Source organism: Caulobacter sp. 05L422 (assembly GCF_056397765.1).
On the sequence record NZ_JBFTOB010000013.1, the window covers coordinates 135,104 to 157,443 of the forward strand.

At 66.7% G+C, this 22,340-nt stretch carries 16 protein-coding genes; 14 read left to right on the forward strand and 2 right to left on the reverse strand.

Translation table 11 applies throughout. The features are described from left to right. Positions 1–62 precede the first annotated feature (62 nt). The 7 genes from AC1DMQ_RS14195 to AC1DMQ_RS14225 all read left to right on the forward strand — a co-directional run bounded on the left by AC1DMQ_RS14195 (position 63) and on the right by AC1DMQ_RS14225 (position 13,208). Positions 63–221: a hypothetical protein gene (locus AC1DMQ_RS14195; RefSeq protein WP_422178341.1), complete on the forward strand. Its 159-nt coding sequence runs from the start codon at positions 63–65 to the stop codon at positions 219–221. Between the two features lie 89 nt (positions 222–310). Next, positions 311–2,683, forward strand: a complete 2,373-nt coding sequence (locus AC1DMQ_RS14200; RefSeq protein WP_477034197.1) for a glycoside hydrolase family 31 protein — start codon at positions 311–313, stop codon at positions 2,681–2,683. A gap of 126 nt (positions 2,684–2,809) precedes the next feature. Further along, entirely contained in the window at positions 2,810–3,184 is a 375-nt protein-coding gene (locus tag AC1DMQ_RS14205; RefSeq protein WP_477034198.1) for a hypothetical protein, read from the forward strand. Between the two features lie 380 nt (positions 3,185–3,564). Next, complete coding sequence (gene rpoB, locus AC1DMQ_RS14210; protein ID WP_477034199.1) at positions 3,565–7,647, forward strand: DNA-directed RNA polymerase subunit beta; 4,083 nt, start codon at positions 3,565–3,567, stop codon at positions 7,645–7,647. 98 nt (positions 7,648–7,745) lie between these two features. After that, positions 7,746–11,936, forward strand: coding sequence for a DNA-directed RNA polymerase subunit beta' (gene rpoC / locus AC1DMQ_RS14215; protein ID WP_477034200.1), 4,191 nt, complete (start codon positions 7,746–7,748; stop codon positions 11,934–11,936). Positions 11,937–12,095: 159 nt separating this feature from the next. Beyond that, positions 12,096–12,569 (forward strand): hypothetical protein, encoded by a 474-nt coding sequence (locus AC1DMQ_RS14220; protein ID WP_477034201.1) that lies wholly within the window; start codon positions 12,096–12,098, stop codon positions 12,567–12,569. Positions 12,570–12,659: 90 nt separating this feature from the next. Further along, complete coding sequence (locus AC1DMQ_RS14225; RefSeq protein WP_477034202.1) at positions 12,660–13,208, forward strand: hypothetical protein; 549 nt, start codon at positions 12,660–12,662, stop codon at positions 13,206–13,208. Between the two features lie 3 nt (positions 13,209–13,211). On the opposite strand, the gene AC1DMQ_RS14230 is transcribed toward AC1DMQ_RS14225, so the two are convergent. Next, positions 13,212–14,135, reverse strand: coding sequence for a LysR family transcriptional regulator (locus AC1DMQ_RS14230; protein ID WP_477034203.1), 924 nt, complete (start codon positions 14,133–14,135; stop codon positions 13,212–13,214). A 94-nt stretch (positions 14,136–14,229) separates the two neighbouring features. Here AC1DMQ_RS14230 and AC1DMQ_RS14235 point away from each other — a divergent pair, with 94 nt between their 5' ends. From AC1DMQ_RS14235 to AC1DMQ_RS14245, 3 genes are all read left to right on the forward strand, one after another. Further along, positions 14,230–14,847: a glutathione S-transferase gene (locus AC1DMQ_RS14235; protein WP_477034204.1), complete on the forward strand. Its 618-nt coding sequence runs from the start codon at positions 14,230–14,232 to the stop codon at positions 14,845–14,847. Position 14,848: 1 nt separating this feature from the next. Next, positions 14,849–15,763, forward strand: a complete 915-nt coding sequence (locus AC1DMQ_RS14240; RefSeq protein ID WP_477034205.1) for a pyridoxamine 5'-phosphate oxidase family protein — start codon at positions 14,849–14,851, stop codon at positions 15,761–15,763. Between the two features lie 166 nt (positions 15,764–15,929). After that, positions 15,930–17,771 (forward strand): methyl-accepting chemotaxis protein, encoded by a 1,842-nt coding sequence (locus AC1DMQ_RS14245; RefSeq protein WP_477034206.1) that lies wholly within the window; start codon positions 15,930–15,932, stop codon positions 17,769–17,771. On the opposite strand, the gene AC1DMQ_RS14250 is transcribed toward AC1DMQ_RS14245, so the two are convergent. After that, a complete protein-coding gene (locus AC1DMQ_RS14250) occupies positions 17,698–18,450 on the reverse strand; it encodes a hypothetical protein (RefSeq protein ID WP_477034207.1) in 753 nt (250 codons plus the stop codon). The genes AC1DMQ_RS14245 and AC1DMQ_RS14250 overlap by 74 nt on opposite strands. Positions 18,451–18,923: 473 nt before the next feature. Here AC1DMQ_RS14250 and rpsL point away from each other — a divergent pair, with 473 nt between their 5' ends. The 4 genes from rpsL to AC1DMQ_RS14270 form a co-directional block, all read left to right on the forward strand. Next, complete coding sequence (gene rpsL / locus AC1DMQ_RS14255) at positions 18,924–19,295, forward strand: 30S ribosomal protein S12 (protein ID WP_007661566.1); 372 nt, start codon at positions 18,924–18,926, stop codon at positions 19,293–19,295. Positions 19,296–19,308: 13 nt separating this feature from the next. After that, positions 19,309–19,782 carry a 30S ribosomal protein S7 gene (rpsG, locus tag AC1DMQ_RS14260; protein WP_007661568.1) on the forward strand — a complete coding sequence of 158 codons (474 nt, stop codon included), beginning with the start codon at positions 19,309–19,311 and terminating at the stop codon, positions 19,780–19,782. A 114-nt stretch (positions 19,783–19,896) separates the two neighbouring features. Next, entirely contained in the window at positions 19,897–21,975 is a 2,079-nt protein-coding gene (gene fusA, locus AC1DMQ_RS14265) for an elongation factor G (protein WP_477034208.1), read from the forward strand. A gap of 117 nt (positions 21,976–22,092) precedes the next feature. Then, a partial coding sequence (locus tag AC1DMQ_RS14270) for a GTP-binding protein (protein ID WP_477034209.1) occupies positions 22,093–22,340 on the forward strand: 248 nt, incomplete at its 3' end.

Sequence of the window (22,340 nt, forward strand, 5' to 3'; positions counted from 1 at the left end):
CGAGCCCTTGAGTTTGGAAGGCGCGAGTGGAACCGCGCGCGTCCGGATCGCGTTGCCTCAGCATGCTCAAGCTCGCCGGAATCCTGCTGGTCCTGATGATCGTCTTCGGCATCCTCGGCTTCGTCGTTGACGTGGCCGGCGGCCTGGCCAAGATCGCGTTCTTCGTCTGCCTGATCGGCTTCGCGATCTCGCTGGTCGGCAAGGTCCTGCGACGCGACTGAGCGTCATTGATACTATCAATCTTATTGACGCTGCCCCGGCGCATCTCTAGCCATTGCCGCAATAGATAGCGGTAACATGGGGGGAAGCGATGGATCGGCTTCGTGAGAGCGCGCGGCGCTGGACGGCGGGACTGGCCTCGGGCCTGGCGCTGAGCCTCGCCACGGGGATCATGGCAAACCTGGCCGCGCCGACGGCCGCGGCCGCCGCGCCGGCGGTCATGGATCGCAACGGCTCGTACGTCTCGGTCGAGACCTACGCCCCCAACATCGTCCGGGTGACCATCAGCCAGGACAAGGCCCTGGTGGAAGCCGCGCCGGGCTACGGCTTCACGGGCGCGGCCGACGACAAGGGCTGGCGCCACGACCAGAAGGCCGGGGCCGACATCTTCACCTCCGGCGCCCTGTCGCTGGAAGTCGTCGCCCAGCCCTGGCCGGGCGCGCCCTCGCAGATGGAGCGCTACTTCGCGCCGTCCCTGCCGCCGGTTTCGGTCAAGATCCGCAAGGCGGATGGAGCCCCCCTCGTCAGCATGACGGGCTGGGAAATGGCTCCCCATGTCGTTTCGGGCGAGCGGACCTATCAGGCGGGCGCCAGCTTCTCGACCAGCGCCGACGAGCACTTCTACGGCCTGGGCCAGAACCAGGAGGGCATCCTGGACCTGCGCGGGCGGGCCATCGACTGCAAGCACGACTACGACGCCCCGCACGGCGAGACGGTCTGCGTGCCGTTCCTGGTCTCGAGCAAGGGCTACGGGATTCTCTGGGACAACCCGTCCGACACCCACGTCTATCCGGGCGTCAACGGCCGCACCCTGTGGCAGTCCAAGGTCGGCGAGCGGGTGTCGTTCTTCGTGATCACCGGCGGCTATGACGAGATCTACGCCGGCTATCGCAAGCTGACCGGCGTCACGCCGCTGCCGCCCAAGGCCGCCTTCGGCTACATCCAGTCCAAGGCCCGCTACGACAGCCAGGACAAGTTCCTGGGCGTGGCCAAGAGCTATCGCGACCGCGGCTACCCGCTGGATATCATGGTGCTGGACTGGTTCTACTGGACCCGCATGGGCCAGATGGACATCGATCCGACCCAGTTCCCCGACCCCGCCGCGATGAACAAGGAACTGCACGACAACGGCGTGCACACGATCATCAGCGTCTGGCCGCGCTACGAGAAGGAAGGCCGCTACTTCAACTATCTGGCCGACAAGGGCTGGTTCCTGAAGGACGCCGAGGGCAAGCCGGTCGACGGCCTGCCGTTCCGCAGCGACCGCACCGGCGCGCTGATCGACAGCACCAACCCCCAGGCCCGCGAATGGTTCTGGGGCAAGATCCGCGACAACATCGCGTCCAAGGGCTTCGACTGGTTCTGGCTGGATGAGACCGAGCCGGACCTGGTGCCGGAGGGCCACTTCTGGAGCATCGGTTCGGGCGACCGCTACCGCAACGTCTTCCCCCTGGTCCACACCCAGGGCGTGGCCGAGGGCTCGCGCCGCGACCGTCCCGAGAAGCGCAACCTGATCCTGTCGCGCGCGGCCTATATCGGCGCCCAGCGCAACGGCGCGCTGTTCTGGTCGTCGGATATCCAGCCGACCTGGGAAGCGCTGAAGCGTCAGGTGCCGACCGGCCTGAACTTCACCGCCTCGGGCCTGGCCTATTGGGGCAACGACATCGGCGGCTGGCAGTGGCTGCCGCAGACCACGACGGCCACCAAGGCGCCGCTGCTGGACCCGTCGGACGCCCGCGACGTGGTCGGCCAGAACAACGACTATCCCGAACTGTTCGCCCGCTGGTTCCAGTACGGGACCTTCACCCCGACCCTGCGCGTGCACGGCATGCGCAAGGACACCGAGGTCTGGTCGTTCGGCAAGGGCGCCGAGGCGGTGGTCGTGAAGTACCTGAAGCTGCGCTACGCCCTGATGCCGTACCTGTACTCGATGGGCCACTCGACCTACGAGACCGGCGCGCCGTTCATGCGCGGCCTGTTCATGGACTTCCCGAACGATCCCAAGACGGCGACCCTGGGCGACCAGTACATGTTCGGCCCGGCCTTCCTGGTGGCCCCGGTCACCGAGCAGGGCGTCGAGACCCGCGACGTCTACTTGCCGGCGGGCGCCGACTGGTACGACTACTGGACAGGCAAGAAGTTCAGCGGCGGTCAGACGATCAGCGTCCATGCGCCGATCGACACCATCCCGCTGTTCGTCCGGGCCGGCTCGATCATCCCGATGGGCGCGCCGATCCAGAACACCAGCCAGCCCCAGGCGATCAATGCGGTGAAGGTCTATCCGGGCCGCGACGCCGACTTCACCCTGTATGACGACGACGGGGTGACCAACGCCTACGAGAAGGGTGTCGGCAAGACCGTGAAGCTGCACTGGGACGACAAGGCCGGCAAGCTGACGGCCACTGGCGACAAGGCCCTGGCGGCCCAGGCGCTGGCGGCCGTGCAGGTGGTTTCGGTCAAATAGGCTTTCGCTCCCGCCCCTCTTCCGGCGTTCGCCGGGAGAGGGACGGTTCAATGGCGAGCAAGCCGCCCTGGCGTCCCGTTGTGGCACAAGACTTGCAACCTCTCGGCGAACCGCGAGGGGGCGAGCATGACCATTTCAGGGATCTCTGGAGGTTATTCGGGCTACGGCATGAATGTCGGCCGAGCCCTCGCCGTCGGCGGGATCAAGACCGAAGCGCAGAGCGATGTGGATTCGGTTCGCGAGAAGGGCCTCGTCGCCTTCGCGCGCGACGCCAAGAAGACCGCCTGGGAAGAGAAGCTCAAGCAATGGCGCGAGGAGGCGATGAAGGCCATGGGCCTCACGTCGGAGCGCCTCGACGCCATGCCGCCCGAGCAACGCTCGGCGGCGCTGAAGATGGTCGAGGAAGCCGTCCAGCAGAAGATCAAGGAAGCCATGGAAAGCGCCCGCAAGCAGGGCAAGGACGGCGTCTCGGTTCCGCAGTTCGTGGACATGAGCGTCTAGCCGGTCGGCAGGAACTTCCGACCGGCCTCGTATTCCCCCGGGGTTCGAGCAGGGCTTTGACGACCGCAAGGCCGGTTCCAGGCGTCTCCGCATTCTTTTGTGGATAAACCCCCTTCCCAACCCAGCCGGGGTGTCCTATATCCGCCGGCTCACGAAGATATTCGGCGGAGCGCGTACGCGTGTGTCCGCAAGATACGCCCCGAGGCGCGGTCAGCCGCCCTCCGATCAGCGCGAAGGGGCGCCCGTCAGGCTTCCGGTCCCGGTTGCCCTGACAGGGGAATTCCAGCGTCCAGCGTTCTCCCGCGAGGGGAACGGCGAGGGTGGACGCTAAGGCATTCGAATTTACGCGCGGACTCCGTTCCGCGCCGCAGGGAAAAAACATGGCGCAATCCTTCACCGGCAAGAAGCGGATCCGGAAGTCTTTCGGCCGCATCCCCGAAGCTGTGCAGATGCCGAACCTGATCGAGGTTCAGCGCTCCTCCTACGAGCAGTTCCTCCAGCGCGAAGTCCGTCCGGGCGTGCGCAAGGACGAGGGCATCGAGGCGGTCTTCAAGTCCGTCTTCCCGATCAAGGATTTCAACGAGCGCGCGGTGCTCGAATACGTCTCGTACGAATTCGAAGAGCCCAAGTACGACGTTGAGGAATGCATCCAGCGCGACATGACCTTCGCGGCGCCGCTGAAGGTCAAGCTCCGCCTGATCGTGTTCGAAACGGAAGAAGAAACCGGCGCCCGGTCCGTCAAGGACATCAAGGAGCAGGACGTCTACATGGGCGACATCCCGCTCATGACCGACAAGGGCACCTTCATCGTCAACGGCACCGAGCGGGTCATCGTCTCGCAGATGCACCGTTCGCCCGGCGTGTTCTTCGACCACGACAAGGGCAAGACCCACGCCTCGGGCAAGCTGCTGTTCGCCGCCCGCGTGATCCCGTATCGCGGCTCGTGGCTGGACTTCGAGTTCGACGCCAAGGACGTGGTCTATGTCCGCATCGACCGCCGCCGCAAGCTGCCCGCCACCACCTTCCTCTATGCCCTGGGCATGGACGGCGAAGAGATCCTGACGACGTTCTACGACGTCGTCCCGTTCGAGAAGCGCACCGCCGCCGGCGCCGAAGGCTGGGCCACCCCGTACAAGCCCGAGCGCTGGCGCGGCGTGAAGCCGGAATTCGCCCTGATCGACGCCGACACCGGCGAAGAAGTGGCTCCGGCCGGCACCAAGATCACCGCCCGCCAGGCCAAGAAGCTGGCTGACGGCGGTCTGAAGACCCTGCTGCTGGCTCCGGAAGCCCTGACCGGCCGCTACCTGGCCCGCGACGCCGTCAACTTCGAGAACGGCGAGATCTACGCCGAAGCCGGCGACGAACTGGACGTCACCTCGATCCAGGCCCTGGCCGACCAAGGCTTCAGCACCATCGACGTGCTGGACATCGACCACGTCACGGTCGGCGCCTACATGCGCAACACCCTGCGCGTGGACAAGAACGCCGTCCGCGAAGACGCGCTGTTCGACATCTACCGCGTGATGCGTCCGGGCGAGCCGCCGACCGTCGAAGCCGCCGAAGCGATGTTCAAGTCGCTGTTCTTCGACGCCGAGCGCTACGACCTGTCGGCCGTTGGCCGCGTGAAGATGAACATGCGCCTGGAGCTGGACGCTTCGGACGAGATGCGCGTGCTCCGCAAGGAAGACGTGCTGGCCGTCCTGAAGCTGCTGGTCGGCCTGCGCGACGGTCGCGGCGAAATCGACGACATCGACAACCTGGGCAACCGCCGGGTGCGTTCGGTCGGCGAACTGCTGGAAAACCAGTACCGCGTCGGCCTGCTGCGCATGGAACGCGCCATCAAGGAACGCATGTCGTCGGTCGACATCGACACCGTGATGCCGCACGACCTGATCAACGCCAAGCCGGCCGCGGCCTCGGTGCGTGAATTCTTCGGCTCCTCGCAGCTGTCGCAGTTCATGGACCAGACCAACCCGCTGTCGGAGATCACCCACAAGCGCCGTCTGTCGGCGCTTGGCCCGGGCGGTCTGACCCGCGAGCGCGCCGGCTTCGAAGTCCGCGACGTTCACCCGACGCACTACGGCCGCATCTGCCCGATTGAAACGCCGGAAGGCCCGAACATCGGCCTGATCAACTCGCTGGCCACCCACGCCCGCGTGAACAAGTACGGCTTCATCGAGAGCCCCTACCGTCGCGTCGCCGACGGCAAGCCGCTCGAAGAGGTCGTCTACATGTCGGCCATGGAAGAGTCGAAGCACGTCATCGCCCAGTCCAACATCAAGGTGTTGAACGGCGAGATCGTCGACGACCTGGTCCCCGGCCGGATCAACGGTGAACCGACCCTGCTCCAGAAGGAGCAAGTCGACCTGATGGACGTGTCGCCGCGCCAAGTCGTGTCGGTGGCCGCGGCCCTGATCCCCTTCCTGGAAAACGACGACGCCAACCGCGCCCTCATGGGCTCGAACATGCAGCGTCAGGCCGTGCCGCTGGTGCAGTCCGACGCCCCGCTGGTCGGCACCGGCATGGAAGCCGTGGTCGCCCGTGACTCGGGCGCCGTGGTCATCGCCAAGCGCACCGGCGTCGTGGAACAGATCGACGGTACGCGTATCGTCGTCCGCGCCACGGAAGAGACCGACGCCGCCCGTTCGGGCGTCGACATCTACCGCCTGTCGAAGTTCCAGCGTTCGAACCAGTCGACCTGTATCAACCAGCGTCCGCTGGTGAAGGTGGGCGACAAGATCAGCGCCGGCGACATCATCGCCGACGGTCCGTCGACCGAGCTGGGCGAACTGGCCCTGGGCCGCAACGCGCTCGTCGCGTTCATGCCCTGGAACGGCTACAACTTCGAAGACTCGATCCTGATCTCCGAACGCATCGTCCGTGACGACGTCTTCACCTCGATCCACATCGAGGAATTCGAAGTCATGGCCCGCGACACGAAGCTCGGTCCGGAAGAAATCACGCGCGACATCCCGAACGTCGGCGAGGAAGCCCTGCGCAACCTCGACGAAGCGGGCATCGTGGCGATCGGCGCCGAAGTCCAGCCGGGCGACATCCTGGTCGGCAAGGTCACGCCGAAGGGCGAAAGCCCGATGACGCCGGAAGAAAAGCTCCTGCGCGCCATCTTCGGCGAAAAGGCCTCGGACGTCCGCGACACCAGCCTGCGCCTGCCCCCGGGCGTCGCCGGCACGATCGTCGACGTGCGCGTGTTCAACCGTCACGGCGTCGACAAGGACGAACGCGCCCTGGCCATCGAACGCGCCGAGATCGACCGTCTGGGCAAGGACCGCGACGACGAATTCGCGATCCTGAACCGCAACATCTCGGGCCGCCTGCGCGAACTGCTGATCGGCAACGTCGCCCTGTCGGGTCCCAAGGGCCTATCGCGCGGCGCGATCACCGCCGAGGGCCTGGCTGAAGTCCAGCCGGGTCTGTGGTGGCAGATCGCCCTCGAGGACGAGAAGGCGATGGGCGAACTGGAAAGCCTGCGTCGTCTGTTCGACGAGAACCGCAAGCGTCTGGACCGTCGCTTCGAGGACAAGGTCGACAAGCTGCAGCGCGGCGACGAACTGCCCCCGGGCGTGATGAAGATGGTCAAGGTCTTCGTGGCCGTGAAGCGCAAGCTTCAGCCGGGCGACAAGATGGCCGGCCGTCACGGCAACAAGGGCGTCATCTCGCGCATCCTGCCGATCGAGGACATGCCGTTCCTCGCCGACGGTACGCACGTGGACGTCGTTCTGAACCCGCTGGGCGTGCCTTCGCGCATGAACGTCGGCCAGATCTTCGAAACCCACCTGGGCTGGGCCTGCGCCAACCTCGGCAAGCAGATCACCAACCTGCTGGAAGACTGGCAGGCCGGCGGTCAGAAGAAGGCCCTGGTCGATCGTCTGACCGAGATCTACGGCCCGGACGAGGAACTGCCGGAAACCGAGGAAGAGCTGGTCGAACTGGCCCGCAACCTCGGCAAGGGCGTTCCGATCGCCACCCCGGTGTTCGACGGTGCGCGCATCGGCGACATCGAGGAGCACCTGCGCATGGCGGGCGTCGATCCGTCGGGCCAGTCGATCCTGTTCGACGGCCAGACCGGCGACCAGTTCAAGCGTCCGGTCACGGTCGGCTACATCTACATGCTGAAGCTGCACCACCTGGTCGACGACAAGATCCACGCCCGTTCGATCGGTCCGTACTCGCTCGTCACGCAACAGCCGCTGGGCGGTAAGGCCCAGTTCGGCGGTCAGCGCTTCGGGGAAATGGAAGTGTGGGCTCTGGAAGCCTACGGCGCGGCCTACACCCTGCAGGAAATGCTGACGGTGAAGTCCGACGACGTGGCCGGCCGGACCAAGGTCTACGAGTCGATCGTCCGCGGCGACGACACGTTCGAAGCCGGCATCCCGGAAAGCTTCAACGTGCTGGTCAAGGAAATGCGCTCGCTCGGCCTGAACGTCGAGCTGGAGAACAGCTGATCCGGATCTCCCTCCTCCACCTAGCGGTGGGGGAGGGGCCTCTGCTCAGCCTCTCTCCACTTTGAATTTTCGCGGGTGATCCCGCAGAAGGAACCAAGATGAACCAGGAAGTCCTGAACATCTTCAATCCGGTCCAGGCCGCTCCGACCTTCGACCAGATCCGCATCTCGCTGGCCTCGCCCGAAAAGATCCGTTCGTGGTCGTTCGGCGAGATCAAGAAGCCGGAAACCATCAACTACCGCACGTTCAAGCCCGAGCGTGACGGCCTGTTCTGCGCCCGTATCTTTGGCCCGACCAAGGACTACGAATGCCTGTGCGGCAAGTACAAGCGCATGAAGTACAAGGGTATCATCTGCGAAAAGTGCGGTGTCGAAGTCACCCTGGCCCGCGTCCGTCGCGAGCGCATGGGCCACATCGAACTGGCCTCGCCGGTCGCCCACATCTGGTTCCTGAAGTCGCTGCCCTCGCGCATCGCCATGATGCTCGACATGCCGCTGAAGGACATCGAGCGCGTCCTGTACTTCGAATACTACATCGTCACCGAGCCGGGCCTGACCCCGCTGAAGCAGCACCAGCTGCTCAGCGAGGACGACTTCATGCGCGCCCAGGACGAGTACGGCGACGACAGCTTCACCGCCGAGATCGGCGCTGAAGCCGTCCAGAACCTGCTGAAGGCCATCGACCTCGACAAGGAGGCCGAGAAGCTGCGCGAAGAGCTGGCGGGCAACCCGTCGGACATGAAGCAGAAGAAGTTCAGCAAGCGCCTGAAGATCCTCGAAGCCTTCTCCGAGTCGGGCAACCGCCCGGAATGGATGGTGCTGACGGTCGTCCCGGTCATCCCGCCGGAACTGCGCCCGCTGGTGCCGCTGGACGGCGGCCGCTTCGCGACCTCGGACCTGAACGACCTGTATCGCCGGGTCATCAACCGTAACAACCGCCTCAAGCGCCTGATCGAGCTGCGCGCCCCCGACATCATCATCCGCAACGAAAAGCGGATGCTGCAGGAGTCGGTCGACGCCCTGTTCGACAACGGCCGTCGCGGTCGCGTCATCACGGGCGCCAACAAGCGCCCGCTGAAGTCGCTGGCCGACATGCTGAAGGGCAAGCAAGGCCGCTTCCGTCAGAACCTGCTGGGCAAGCGCGTCGACTATTCGGGCCGTTCGGTCATCGTCGTGGGTCCGGACCTGAAGCTGCACGAGTGCGGCCTGCCCAAGAAGATGGCTCTGGAGCTGTTCAAGCCGTTCATCTACGCGCGCCTGGACGCCAAGGGCCTTTCGGGCACCGTCAAGCAGTCCAAGCGCATGGTCGAGCGCGAGCAGCCCCAGGTGTGGGACATCCTCGAAGAGGTTATCCGCGAGCACCCGGTGATGCTGAACCGCGCGCCGACGCTCCACCGTCTGGGCATCCAGGCGTTCGAGCCGAAGCTGATCGAGGGCAAGGCCATCCAGCTGCACCCGCTGGTCTGCGCCGCGTTCAACGCCGACTTCGACGGCGACCAGATGGCCGTTCACGTCCCGCTGAGCCTCGAGGCCCAGCTGGAAGCGCGCGTCCTGATGATGTCGACCAACAACATCCTGTCGCCCGCCAACGGTCGCCCGATCATCGTGCCGTCGCAGGACATCGTCCTGGGCCTGTACTACCTGTCGGTCGCCCGCGAAGGTGAACCGGGTGAAGGCAAGATCTTCGCCGACCTGGGCGAGATCGAAGCCGCCATGGATGCCGGCGTCGTCAGCCTGCACGCCAAGATCAAGTCGCGCTTCACGGAAATGGACGCCGACGGCGTCATCCGTCGCCGGGTGATCGACACCACCCCGGGCCGGATGAAGATCGCCGCCCTTCTGCCCCAGCACACCGCGATCGGTCACCGACTGATCGAGAAGGCGCTGACCAAGAAGGAAATCGGCAACCTGATCGACGTCGTCTACCGTCACTGCGGTCAGAAGGCGACGGTGATCTTCGCCGACCAGATCATGGGCCTGGGCTTCAAGGAAGCGGCCAAGGCCGGCATCTCCTTCGGCAAGGACGACATCATCATCCCGAAGCGGAAGGAGGCGATCGTCGCCGAAACCCGCACCCTGGCTGAAGAGTACGAGCAACAGTACGCCGACGGCCTGATCACCAAGGGTGAGAAGTACAACAAGGTCGTTGACGCCTGGGCCAAGGCCACCGACCGCGTCGCCGACGAGATGATGGCCGAGCTTCAGATGAAGCATAAGGACGAGAACGGCCGCGAGAAGGAAATCAACGCCATCTACATGATGGCCCACTCCGGCGCCCGTGGTTCGCAAGCCCAGATGAAGCAGCTGGGCGGCATGCGCGGCCTGATGGCCAAGCCCTCCGGCGAGATCATCGAGACCCCGATCGTCTCGAACTTCAAGGAAGGCCTGACCGTTCAGGAGTACTTCAACTCGACCCACGGCGCCCGTAAGGGCCTGGCGGACACCGCGCTGAAGACCGCCAACTCGGGCTACCTGACCCGTCGTCTGGTCGACGTGGCGCAGGACTGCATCATCGTCGAGGAAGACTGCGGCACCACGCGGGGCATCACCCTGCGCGCCGTGGTCGAGGGCGGCGACGTCCTCGTCTCGCTGGGCATGCGCGTCCTGGGCCGCTTCTCGGCCGAGGACATCAAGGACCCGGCGACCGGCGAGATCATCATCCCGGCCGACACCTACCTGACCGAGAACATGGCCGACGCCATCGAAGCCGCTGCGGTGCAGTCGGTGAAGGTGCGTTCGGTCCTGACCTGCGAAGCCAAGGTCGGCGTCTGCGGCGCCTGCTACGGCCGCGACCTGGCCCGCGGCACCCCGGTGAACATCGGTGAAGCGGTCGGCGTCATCGCCGCCCAATCCATCGGCGAGCCCGGCACCCAGCTGACGATGCGGACCTTCCACATCGGCGGCACCGCCCAGGTGGCCGAGCAGTCGTTCTTCGAAAGCAGCAACGACGGTACGGTCCGCGTGACCGGCGCCACCGTGGTGGGTTCGGACGGCCAGCTGGTCGTCATGAGCCGCAACACTGCCGTCAGCGTCCTGGTCGACGGCAAGGAACGCGAGAACTACAAGCCGCCGTACGGCGCGCGCCTGAAGGTCAAGGACGGCGACAAGGTGAAGCGCGGCCAGCGCCTCGCCGATTGGGACCCCTACACCACCCCGATCATCACCGAAGTGGCCGGCCGCATCCGCGCCGAAGACCTGGTGGACGGCTTCTCCGTCCGCGAGGAGACCGACGAAGCCACCGGCATCGCGCAACGCGTGATCGCCGACTGGCGGACCTCGGCCCGCGCTTCGGACCTGCGTCCCGCCATGGGCGTGCTGGGTGAAGACGGCGCCTATGTTCGCCTGGCGAACGGCGGCGAGGCTCGCTACCTGATGTCGGTCGGCGCCATTCTCTCCGTCGCCGACGGGGACATGGTCAAGCCGGGCGAGGTCATCGCGCGTATCCCGACCGAAGGCGCCAAGACCCGGGACATCACCGGTGGTCTGCCGCGCGTCGCCGAACTCTTCGAAGCCCGCCGTCCCAAGGACTGCGCGGTCATCGCGGAAATGGACGGCCGTGTCGAATTCGGCAAGGATTACAAGAACAAGCGCCGCATCAAGATCACCCCGGAAGTCGACGCTGACGGCAACCAGGGCGAAGCGGTCGAGTTCCTGATCCCCAAGGGCAAGCACATCGCGGTGCACGATGGCGATTTCATCGCGCGCGGCGAGTACATCATCGACGGCAACCCGGATCCGCACGACATCCTGCGCATCCTGGGCGTCGAGGCCCTGGCCAACTTCCTCGTGGACGAAATCCAGGAGGTCTATCGACTGCAGGGCGTGCCGATCAACGACAAGCACATCGAGACGATCGTTCGTCAGATGCTGCAGAAGGTCGAGATCCTCGAGCCGGGCGATACGGGTCTGATCAAGGGCGATCACCTCGACAAGCCCGAGTTCTACGTCGAGCAGGACAAGGCCGTCGCTCGCGGCGGTCGTCCGGCCACGACGCAGCCCGTGCTGCTCGGCATCACCAAGGCCTCGCTGCAGACCAAGAGCTTCATCTCGGCCGCGTCGTTCCAGGAAACGACTCGCGTCCTGACCGAAGCCTCGGTGCACGGCAAGACCGACACCCTGGAAGGCCTGAAGGAAAACGTCATCGTGGGTCGCCTGATCCCCGCCGGTACGGGTTCCTACCTGCGCAGCCTGCAGCGCGTCGCCGCCAAGCGCGACGAGCAACTGGCCCAGCAGCGCGAAGAAGCGATGGAGCCGCTGCCGGCCGAAATCGCTTCGGCGACCGTGGAATAACTGGACGGCGACAAGCCTTCTGGTTGTGCTAGTCAAGAGCGGTMGGGACCTTGGTCCCGGCCGCTCTTTGCGTATGGCCGCACGTGTTTCGGGGGGAACGTGGTCCGTAAGATTGTCTTCTGGGCGCTTGGCCTGGGCGTGGCGGCCGCGGGGGCGGCCGTGATCCTGTACAAGCCGCCGGAGCCGCCGAAACTGTCCGACCGTTTCACCGCGCCCGCCGACAAGGCGTTCGTCGATCTCGCCTCGGGCAAGATCGCCAGGCGGTTCGAGGCGCCGGAAAAGGTCAGCTTCTGGGACCCGGTGGTCAGCCGCATGCCCAATGGCGCGGAGGCGCTGTGCGTCGACGCCAGCGGACCCGGCCGAGGCTGGACGGGCATGATCGCCGCCCATGACCCCGGGGCCGCCGGTTTCATGATCTATCGCGGCGGAGACACCCTCACCGCCAGGGCCCGCTTCCAGTGCCGCGCGATCCTCCGGCGCGCGCTCGCGAATCCTGGCGGGCCGCTCATGTCGACGATGATGGACTATGAGCGGGCCGGGTGCGCGGGGCGGCTCGACCAGCGCTATCTGTTCGCCTACGCACGCTACTGCACGGGCGTCGAGGCTCGTCCGGCGGTGGCGGACGCGTCGTAATCGCGGGGCTTCCCCGATCGGGGGCATGTGCTAATTGTGAAGCTATGGCAGGACCCATCAGGGCCGCCTTTTCGCGTTCGGGGGGAAGCGATGACCAAGTGGGGAATGGGGGCCGCTGCCCTGGTGATGCTGACGCTGCAGGCCTGCGCGCCGGAGCCTCCGCTCGCGCCCAAGCCCAAGGTCTCCGACGGCTTCCTCCTGCCGGCCGATCGCGCCTTCGTCGAGGCCGCCTGGGCCAAGGTCGTCAAGACCTACGAGGAGCCTGGCAAGCTGCCTGGCAAGGTCTTGTACAAGGGCCTGACCATCAGCGAAGACGCCAGCGGACGGACCCTGTGCGGAGAGTCGTCCGAGGAGGGGCAGTTGTCGCGGGGCTTCGTGGCAACGCAGGAGGCGGGCAAGACCGCCTTCGAGGTCATCCGCCAGCACGACAACATCAGCCCTCGGGCCGTGAAGGCGTGCAAGCCCTTGATCCGCAAGCACATGGGCCAGGCCAGCGTCGATACGCCCGAGATCCAGCAGGCCATCATCCAGAACGGCTGCGACAGCATCGATCCGGTCTACTGGCGAGCCCACAAGGACCGTTGCTACAAGACCCTGACCGTCGCCGGCGGCGTCGCCACGCCCGCGCCGCCGCCCTAGGCCTCACTGGGCCGTGTCGCGGCGCGCGTCGGCTGCCCGCAGCACCGCCAGCCGCTCCAGCCGCGGCCCCGCGAAGTCCAGGAACGCCCGCACCAGCGGCGGCATGAACCGGCCGCCCACCGTGACCAACTGCACCGGCAGGGGCGGGGGCTCGAAGTCGGGCAGCAGGCGGACCAGCCTTCCCGCCGCCAGGTCCTGCGCCACCTGGTACGACAGCGCCCGGCCGATCCCGCGCCCGGCCAGCATCGCCGCCAGGGCCGCTTCGACATTGTTGACCCGCAGCCGGGGCTCCAGCCGTACGGCCCGGGCCTTGCCCCGATGCTCGAAACGCCACTCGGGCGAGGCCGAAACCACGGTGGTCAGGATCAAGTCGTGCTCGGCCAGGTCGCCTGGCTCCAGCGGAGTCCCGCGCCCGGCCAGATAGTCGGGCGAGGCCACGACCACGCGAGCCACCTCGCCCAGCTTGCGGACCAGCAGGCTGGAATCGGCCAACGGCCCGATCCGCACGGCCACATGCAGCTCGCCCTCGATCAGGTCCAGATTGCGGTCGTGCAGGGTCAGGTCGGCCTGGACGCCGGGATGCTGCGCCAGGAAGTCGGCGACGACCGGGGTCAGGTGCCGGCCGCCGAACACGGTCGGGCCGGTGATCCGCAGCGTGCCGCGCACCGCGTCCGGGGCCGGAGCCTGGAGCGCGGTCTCATAGTCGGCCAGCAGCCGCCGGGCCCGTTCGGCCAGGTCGCGGCCGGCCTGAGTGGGCGCCAGGCGGCGGGTGGTGCGCTCGATCAGCCGCGCGCCCATCCGCTCTTCCAGCGCCGCCAGGGCCCGGGTCATGGCGGCGGGCGAACGCCGCAGCTTGCGCCCGGCCGCCGCCAGGCCGCCGGCGTCGATCACCGCGACCAGCAGGGCCAGCTCGTCCAGACGATCCATTGCAAAACCCGCAATTATGACTTGCCGATTTGCTCAATTCATTCCGCACGACGCAAGAGCGAAACTTCCCCATCGCAACACGGGGAGACCTCCCATGACCAAGACCGAAATCGTCCTGCACGGCGTCAGCCTGTCGGGCCACACCCACCGGGTGGCCCTGATGCTCAACGCCCTGGGCCTGAGCTATCGCTTCGAGGACGCGCCCGGCCCGGTCCGCGCCAGCCCGGCCTTCCTGGCCCTCAACCCGCTGGGCCAGATCCCGGTGCTGCAGGACGGCGAGCTGATCTTGGCCGACAGCAACGCCATCCTGGTCTATCTGGCCCGCCGCTACGCCCCCGACAGCGCCTGGCTGCCGCAGGAGCCGGTCGCCGCCGCCCGTGTCCAGCGCTGGCTGTCGATCGCCGCCGGCGAGGTCGCGCACGGCCCGGCCACGGCCCGGCTGATCACGCTGTTCGGCTTCCCCGACGACCCGGCTCGCGCCGCCCGCATCGCCGCGCGGATTCTGACCTTCATGGACGAGCACCTGAAGGACCGCGCCTTCCTGGCCGCCGACCACGTCACCATCGCCGACCTGGCCTGCTACTCCTACATCGCCCACGCCCCCGACGGCGGCGTCGACCTGGAGCCCTATCCGGCCGTGCGGGCCTGGCTGGCCCGGGTCGAGGTCCAGCCGTGGTTCCAGGCGATCCCCGACTTCGCCAAGGCGGCCTAAGGTGGAAAGCCCGTTCCATCGCGGGGAGCTGATCGCCCAGACCCTGGCCGGAACGGGCGCGCCCGGCATGACCGGCATCCGGCCGTTCATGCCCGACCAGCACCGCGAGTTCTTCGGCCTGCTGCCCTACTTCTTCATCGCCACGACCGATGACGATGGCTGGCCGGTGGCCACCGTACTGACCGGCCAGCCCGGCTTCATCCGGAGCCCGGACTCCAACACCCTGACCGTCGCGGCCCTGCCTCGGGCGGGTGAGCCGGGGGCCAAGCTGTTCGTCGCCGGTCGCCCGTTCGGAGGGCTGGGCCTGGACTTCGCCACCCGCCGCCGCAACCGCGTCAACGGCCAGATCACGGCGGCGGGGCGGGGCGGGTTGACGCTCGAGGTGCTCCAAAGCTTCGGCAACTGCCCGCAGTACATCCAGACCCGCGCCGTGGCGCCGGGGCCGGCCTCCACGACCCCGGCCGCGGCCCTGGCCTTTCCGACCGCCGAGGCGCTGGCCCAGATCGTCCACGCCGACACCATGTTTGTCGCCACCAACGCCGCTGGCGAGAACGGCGGCGTCGACATCTCGCATCGCGGCGGCCTGCCGGGCTTCGTGAAGGTGGCGGGCGACGTGCTGACCATCCCGGACTTCCGGGGCAACCGGTTCTTCAACACCCTGGGCAACCTGGTGCTCGACGATCGCGCGGCCCTGCTGTTCGTGGATTTCGAGACCGGCGACCTGCTGCACCTGCAGGGCCGGGCCGAGATCGACTGGGAGCCGCCGGGCGGCGAATGGCCCGAGGGCGTCCAGCGCCAGTGGCGGCTCACGGTCGAACGCGCCTGGCGCCGCCCCGCCGCCTTGCCCCTGCGCTGGGCGTTCGGCGACTACTCGCCGGTGACGCTGATGACCCAGGCCTGGAACGCGGCGGCCTAGGTCGCCGGCTCCTCGGACTGAACCGTGAAATCGAAGCGCCCAGGCCTTGGGTGCGGCGCAACGTCGCGATTTTTGTTTGTCGGACCAATGTGCAGCAAGGTTAAGCCTTGCTTGAGATGTTGCGATGCAAACCGAAAGACAGGTTTCTCCAGACATCGGCGCCCCAATGCGTTCTGACATCTCCACCAAGGTCAGCCTCACGGTTGTGGCGGCCTTCATAACCCTGCTGCTGGCCTTGCTGGCTATCGTCGGCAAGAACTCGCTCGACTTCGCCAAGTCGCAGGCGGTCAGCCAGCAAGAGGCGAGCATGCGCGTGGCCTGGGACGCGGTGGGCGGCAAGGACGCGGCCTTCGCGCGCGACGGCGACAAGCTGACGGTGGGCGGCAAGGCGCTGAACGGCGACATCGCCACGGTCGATCACGTCAAGGACATGGTCGGCGGCACGATGACCATCTTCATGGGCGACACCCGCATCGCGACCAACGTCCAGAAGCCGGACGGCAGCCGGGGCGTCGGCACGCCCCTGGCCAAGGGCCCGGTCTACGACTCGGTGCTGGGCCGGGGCGAGCCCTATCGCGGCGAGACCAAGGTGCTGGGCAAGCCGTACTTCGCCGCCTACGACCCGATCAAGAACGCTTCGGGCGAGGTGATCGGCATCCTCTATGTCGGCGTGGCCAAGGCCGACTATTTCCAGCCGGTCTATCGTCAGCTGATCTGGCTGGCCGTGGCCGGCGTGGTGCTGGCAGGCCTGGGCGTCGCCGCCTCGGTGATCGTGGTCCGCCGCCAGCTGTCGCCGCTGCGCGACCTGCGCGACGCGATGAAGCGGGTGATGGGCGGCGACCTGACCGTCGCCCTGTCGTTCGCCGGCCGCCGCGACGACATCGGCCTGATGGCCGACGCGGTCCACGCCTTCCGCGACGAGGCCCGCGAGAAGGGCCGCATCGAGGCCGACGCCGAAAGCCATCGCCAGGCCGCCGAGGCCGAGCGCCGCCTGTCCGCCGATCGCGACAGCCAGCAGGCCGAGCAGCAGGCCCTGGTGGTCTCGCGCCTGGCCCATGGCCTGGACCGGCTGTCGGCCGGCGACCTGACCGTGCGCCTGACCGAGGCCTTCGCTCCCGACTACGAGCGCCTGCGCGCCGACTTCAACCAGGCCGTCGAGCGGCTGGAGCGCGCGCTGGGCGCGGTGATCTCCGCCGTGGGCGGCCTGACCTCGGGCGCCAACGGCATCGCGGGCGCGGCCGGCGACCTGTCGGCCCGCAGCGAGCAGCAGGCCGCCAGCCTGGAAGAGGCCGCCGCGGCCCTGACCGAAATCACCAACGCCGTCCGCGTGGCCGCCGACGGCGCCCGCGGCGCCCGCGAGGCGGTCAGCCAGGCCCAGGCCGAGGCCGGCCGCTCGCGCACCGTCGTCGACGAGACCATCCAGGCGATCAGCGGCATCGAGGCTTCCTCGCACCAGGTGGCCCAGATCATCGGCGTGATCGACGAGATCGCCTTCCAGACCAACCTGCTGGCCCTGAACGCCGGCGTCGAGGCCGCGCGTGCGGGCGACGCCGGTCGCGGTTTCGCGGTCGTGGCGCAGGAAGTGCGGGCCCTGGCTCAGCGCTCGGCCGACGCGGCCAAGGAGATCAAGGTCCACATCGCCGACTCCGCCCGCCAGGTCGAGGCCGGCGTCGTGCTGGTGGGGCGCACCGGCGAGGCCCTGCAGAAGATCGCCGGTCAGGTCGGGGCCATCGACGGGGTGATCGGCCAGATCGCCGCCTCGGCCGCCGAGCAGGCTTCGGGCCTGTCGGAGGTCAATATCGCCGTCAGCCACATGGACCAGGCCACCCAGAAGAACGCCGCCATGGTCAACCGCTCGGCCGCCGACAGCATGACCCTGGTGCGCGAGGTCGAGGGCCTGGCCGCCCTGATCAGCCATTTCAAAGTGGGCGCGGCTAGCGCTGATCGGTCTGGCGCTCGGCCTGCTTCCGACGCTCGTCGGCCTTCCGCGCATCGTCCAGCCGCTTAAGAGCCTGCTGCTCGGCCGATTTCTGTCGGCCTAGCCCGTCCTGCCCGGCCCCGCCGACCCACGGGATGTCCTTCATCGTTCCCGGACCTTCGCGGCTGCGATGGTCCACGCCGACGCCCATCGGCGCGTCGCGATAGGCGCGGTCGGCCTGCTGCCTGAGCGCCTGGGCGTCGAAGCCTCGTCGCTTACCGGCGTCCATCGGCGCGTCGTAGACAGGCGCGTTGCGGGACGTCTCGCCGAACTTCTCGTCGCAATGTTCTTGCTCACGCCGGTTGAGGCCGACCGCATCGGCGTTGGCGCAGCCGGCGGCGCTGCCGCGCAGGGCGGTGCGAAGATCGCCGCGCGGGCCTTCCGGCAGCGGCGCGGGATGGGCTCCGGTCTCGCGGTTGGCGGGCGCGGGCGGCCCGGGAACCGGCGCGACGCCCAGCGGCCTCACCCAGGGCGGCGCGACCAGGCGCGGCGCGCGCGGTTGCACGGGCAGGGCCGCGGCGGCGCGGTCGGGGCTGGCGACGGTCTCCGGCGCGAGCCGTCGAGGCACGAGCTCGCGCTCCAGGGTGACGCTGATGGCGTCCTCGTCGTTGGACCGGTCCTGGAAGCGCGCCACCACCGGCCAGCCCAGGACGGCCAGGATCACGGCGTGCAGCAGCAGGGACCCGCAGAAGACGGCGCCGTTTCTCAACCGGGTTCTGCGCGCCGCGTTCTGGGACAAGGACAAACTCGACAGGAGCAAGGGCGCGAGGTTTGCCACCGCAAGTGGCGAAACCGTGGCCCGCGAACTTTAGATGGGATGCGCGATCGCTTGCGCCACTAGGGTTTTCGGGGATAGGTCCCCGGGACGACGACCCAGCGGGCGACCGCGAAAGCGTGGCCGTCAGGACGGCCTTGACCGACCTAAACCCGCGATTTGACTCGGCATTGACGTGGCGAACGTTCGCGAGTAGTTTCCGCGCTCTTTTCGAGGCGGACCCTGTCCGTCCTGATGAGCGCCCGTCCCTTACCCGACGGATAGCCCGCCGGAACGCCTTCCGCGTCCCGGCGAGTTTCGTGTTTATCAGGTCCCCCTCGGGGGCCGAGACAAGCCGGAATAAAAACGACAAGGACCCTGAAGCGCTTCGGCCGAAAGGCACACGCTTCCATCAGAGCAGAGACTTAATGCCTACCGTCAACCAGCTCATCCGCAAACCGCGCCAGCCTAAGCCGGTCCGGAACAAGGTGCCCGCCCTGAAGGGCTGCCCCCAACGTCGCGGCGTTTGCACGCGCGTCTACACGACGACCCCGAAGAAGCCGAACTCGGCTCTGCGTAAGGTCGCCAAGGTCCGTCTGACCACCGGCATCGAAGCCGTTTGCTACATCCCGGGCGAAGGCCACAACCTGCAGGAGCACTCGGTGGTGCTCATCCGCGGCGGCCGCGTCAAGGACTTGCCCGGCGTCCGCTATCACATCCTGCGCGGCGTCCTCGACACCCAAGGGGTCAAGGATCGTAAGCAGCGTCGTTCGCTCTACGGCGCCAAGCGTCCGAAGTAAGGAATAGAAGAAGATGTCCCGCCGCCGTCGCGCCGAGAAACGCCAAGTCCTGCCGGATCCCAAGTTTGGAGATCTGATTGTCACGAAGTTCATGAACTACGTGATGTACGAGGGCAAAAAAGCCGTCGCCGAAAACATCATCTATGGTGCTTTCGACATCCTGGAAAACAAGCGCAAGGACCAAGGTCCGCTTGAGACCTTCCACTCCGCCCTGGACAACGTCGCCCCGGCGATCGAAGTCCGGTCGCGTCGCGTCGGCGGCGCCACCTACCAGGTGCCCGTGGAAGTCCGTCCGGACCGTCGCCGTGCGCTGGCCATCCGTTGGCTGGTGACCGCCGCCCGCAAGCGCGGCGAGAACACCATGACCGAAAAGCTGGCCGGTGAGCTGCTCGACGCCTCCAATAACCGCGGCACCGCGGTGAAGAAGCGCGAAGACACGCACAAGATGGCTGAAGCCAACCGGGCGTTCTCGCACTACCGCTGGTAACCTTTCTTACCAGCACTCTTTCAGGCGCGGGCGGTTTGAGATAAACCGCCCGCGCCGCACGTTTAAATGTCCCTGCCCCAGCTTGGGGCCGGGCTGTCACGCAGAGCTAGATCCATGGCCCGCCAGCATAAAATCGAAGACTACCGTAACTTCGGCATCATGGCGCACATCGACGCCGGAAAGACGACGACGACCGAGCGGATCCTGTATTACACGGGTAAGTCGCACAAGATCGGCGAAGTCCACGACGGCGCCGCGACCATGGACTGGATGGACCAGGAACAAGAGCGCGGCATCACCATCACGTCGGCCGCGACGACCGCTTTCTGGAAAGACAAGCGCCTCAACATCATCGACACCCCCGGACACGTCGACTTCACGATTGAAGTCGAGCGCTCGCTCCGCGTGCTCGACGGCGCCGTGGCGGTGCTGGACGGCAACGCCGGCGTTGAGCCGCAGACGGAAACCGTCTGGCGCCAGGCCGACAAGTATCGCGTTCCGCGCATCGTCTTCGTCAACAAGATGGACAAGATCGGCGCCGACTTCGACAAGTCGGTCGAGTCGATCCGCGACCGTCTGGGCGCCAAGGCGGTTCCGATCCAATTCCCGATCGGCTCGGAAACCACCCTCAGCGGCCTGGTCGACCTGGTCCGCATGAAGGCCGTCATCTGGGACAACGACGCCCTGGGCGCCAACTTCCGCGACGAAGAAATCCCGGCCGACCTGCTGGACAAGGCCAAGGAAGCCCACGCTTACCTGGTCGAAGCCGCCGTCGAGCTCGACGACGAAGCCATGGAAGCCTATCTGGGCGGCGAAGAGCCCTCGGAAGCCGTGCTGAAGAAGTGCATCCGCAAGGCCGTGCTGACCGGCGCCTTCTATCCGATCCTCTGCGGCTCGGCCTTCAAGAACAAGGGCGTGCAGACGCTCCTGGACGCCGTCGTCGACTACCTGCCGTCGCCGCTGGACATCCCGCCGACCAAGGGCATCGACTTCAAGACCGAAGAAGAAGTCGTGCGTCGCGCTTCGGACGAAGAGCCGCTGTCGGTTCTGGCGTTCAAGATCATGGACGACCCCTTCGTTGGTTCGCTGACCTTCTGCCGCATCTATTCGGGCAAGCTGGAAACCGGCATGAGCCTGCTGAACGCCACGCGCGACAAGCGCGAGCGCGTCGGCCGCATGCTGCTCATGCACTCCAACAACCGCGAAGACATCAAGGAAGCCTATGCCGGCGACATCGTCGCCCTGGCCGGCCTGAAGGAAACCCGCACCGGCGACACCCTGTGCGATCCCCTGAAGTCGCCGGTCATCCTGGAGCGCATGGAATTCCCGGCCCCGGTCATCGAGATCGCCGTGGAACCCAAGTCCAAGGCCGACCAGGAAAAGCTGGGCGTCGCCCTGGCCAAGCTGGCCGCCGAGGATCCGTCCTTCACCGTCTCGACCGACTTCGAAAGCGGCCAGACGATCCTGAAGGGCATGGGCGAACTGCACCTGGACATCAAGATCGACATCCTGAAGCGGACCTACAAGGTCGAAGCCAACATCGGCGCGCCGCAGGTTGCCTATCGCGAAAGCCTGGGTAAGCGGGCCGAGATCGACTACACCCACAAGAAGCAGACCGGTGGTACGGGCCAGTTCGCCCGCGTCATGATCACCTTCGAGCCGGGCGAGCCGGGTTCGGGCTTCGTGTTCGAAAACTCGATCGTCGGCGGCGCGGTGCCGAAGGAATACATCCCCGGCGTCGAAAAGGGCCTGATGTCCGTGAAGGACAACGGCCTGCTGGCCGGCTTCCCGCTGATCGACTTCAAGGCGACCCTGACGGACGGCAAGTACCACGACGTCGACTCCAGCGTGCTGGCGTTCGAAATCGCGTCGCGCGCCGCCTTCAAGGAACTGCGTGAAAAGGGCGCTCCCAAGCTGCTCGAGCCGATCATGGCCGTCGAGGTCGTGACCCCGGAAGAGTACCTGGGTTCGGTCATCGGCGACCTGAATGCTCGCCGTGGCATGATCCAGGGCCAAGACATGCGCGGCAACGCCACGGTGGTGAACGCCTTCGTGCCGCTGGCCAACATGTTCGGCTACGTGAACACCCTGCGCGGCATGAGCCAAGGCCGCGCCCAGTTCACCATGCAGTACGACCACTACGAGCCGGTGCCGCAACACGTCGCCGACGAAGTGATCAAGAAGTACGCGTAAGCTTTTTCCCCGGAAAAAGCGTACGAGATGAATAGGACGGGCTCTGATGAGCCCGTCCGCCTACCACCCCAGAAGTTCAACCATTGAAGGCCCCTCTGGGGTCCTGGAGCTAAGAAAATGGCCAAGGAAAAGTTCGAACGTAACAAGCCGCACTGCAACATCGGCACGATTGGTCACGTTGACCATGGCAAGACGACGTTGACGGCCGCGATCACCATCATCCTGGCTAAGTCGGGTGGTGCGACCGCGAAGAACTACGCCGACATCGACGCCGCGCCGGAAGAAAAGGCCCGCGGCATCACGATCAACACCGCGCACGTGGAATATGAGACGGCCAACCGTCACTACGCCCACGTCGACTGCCC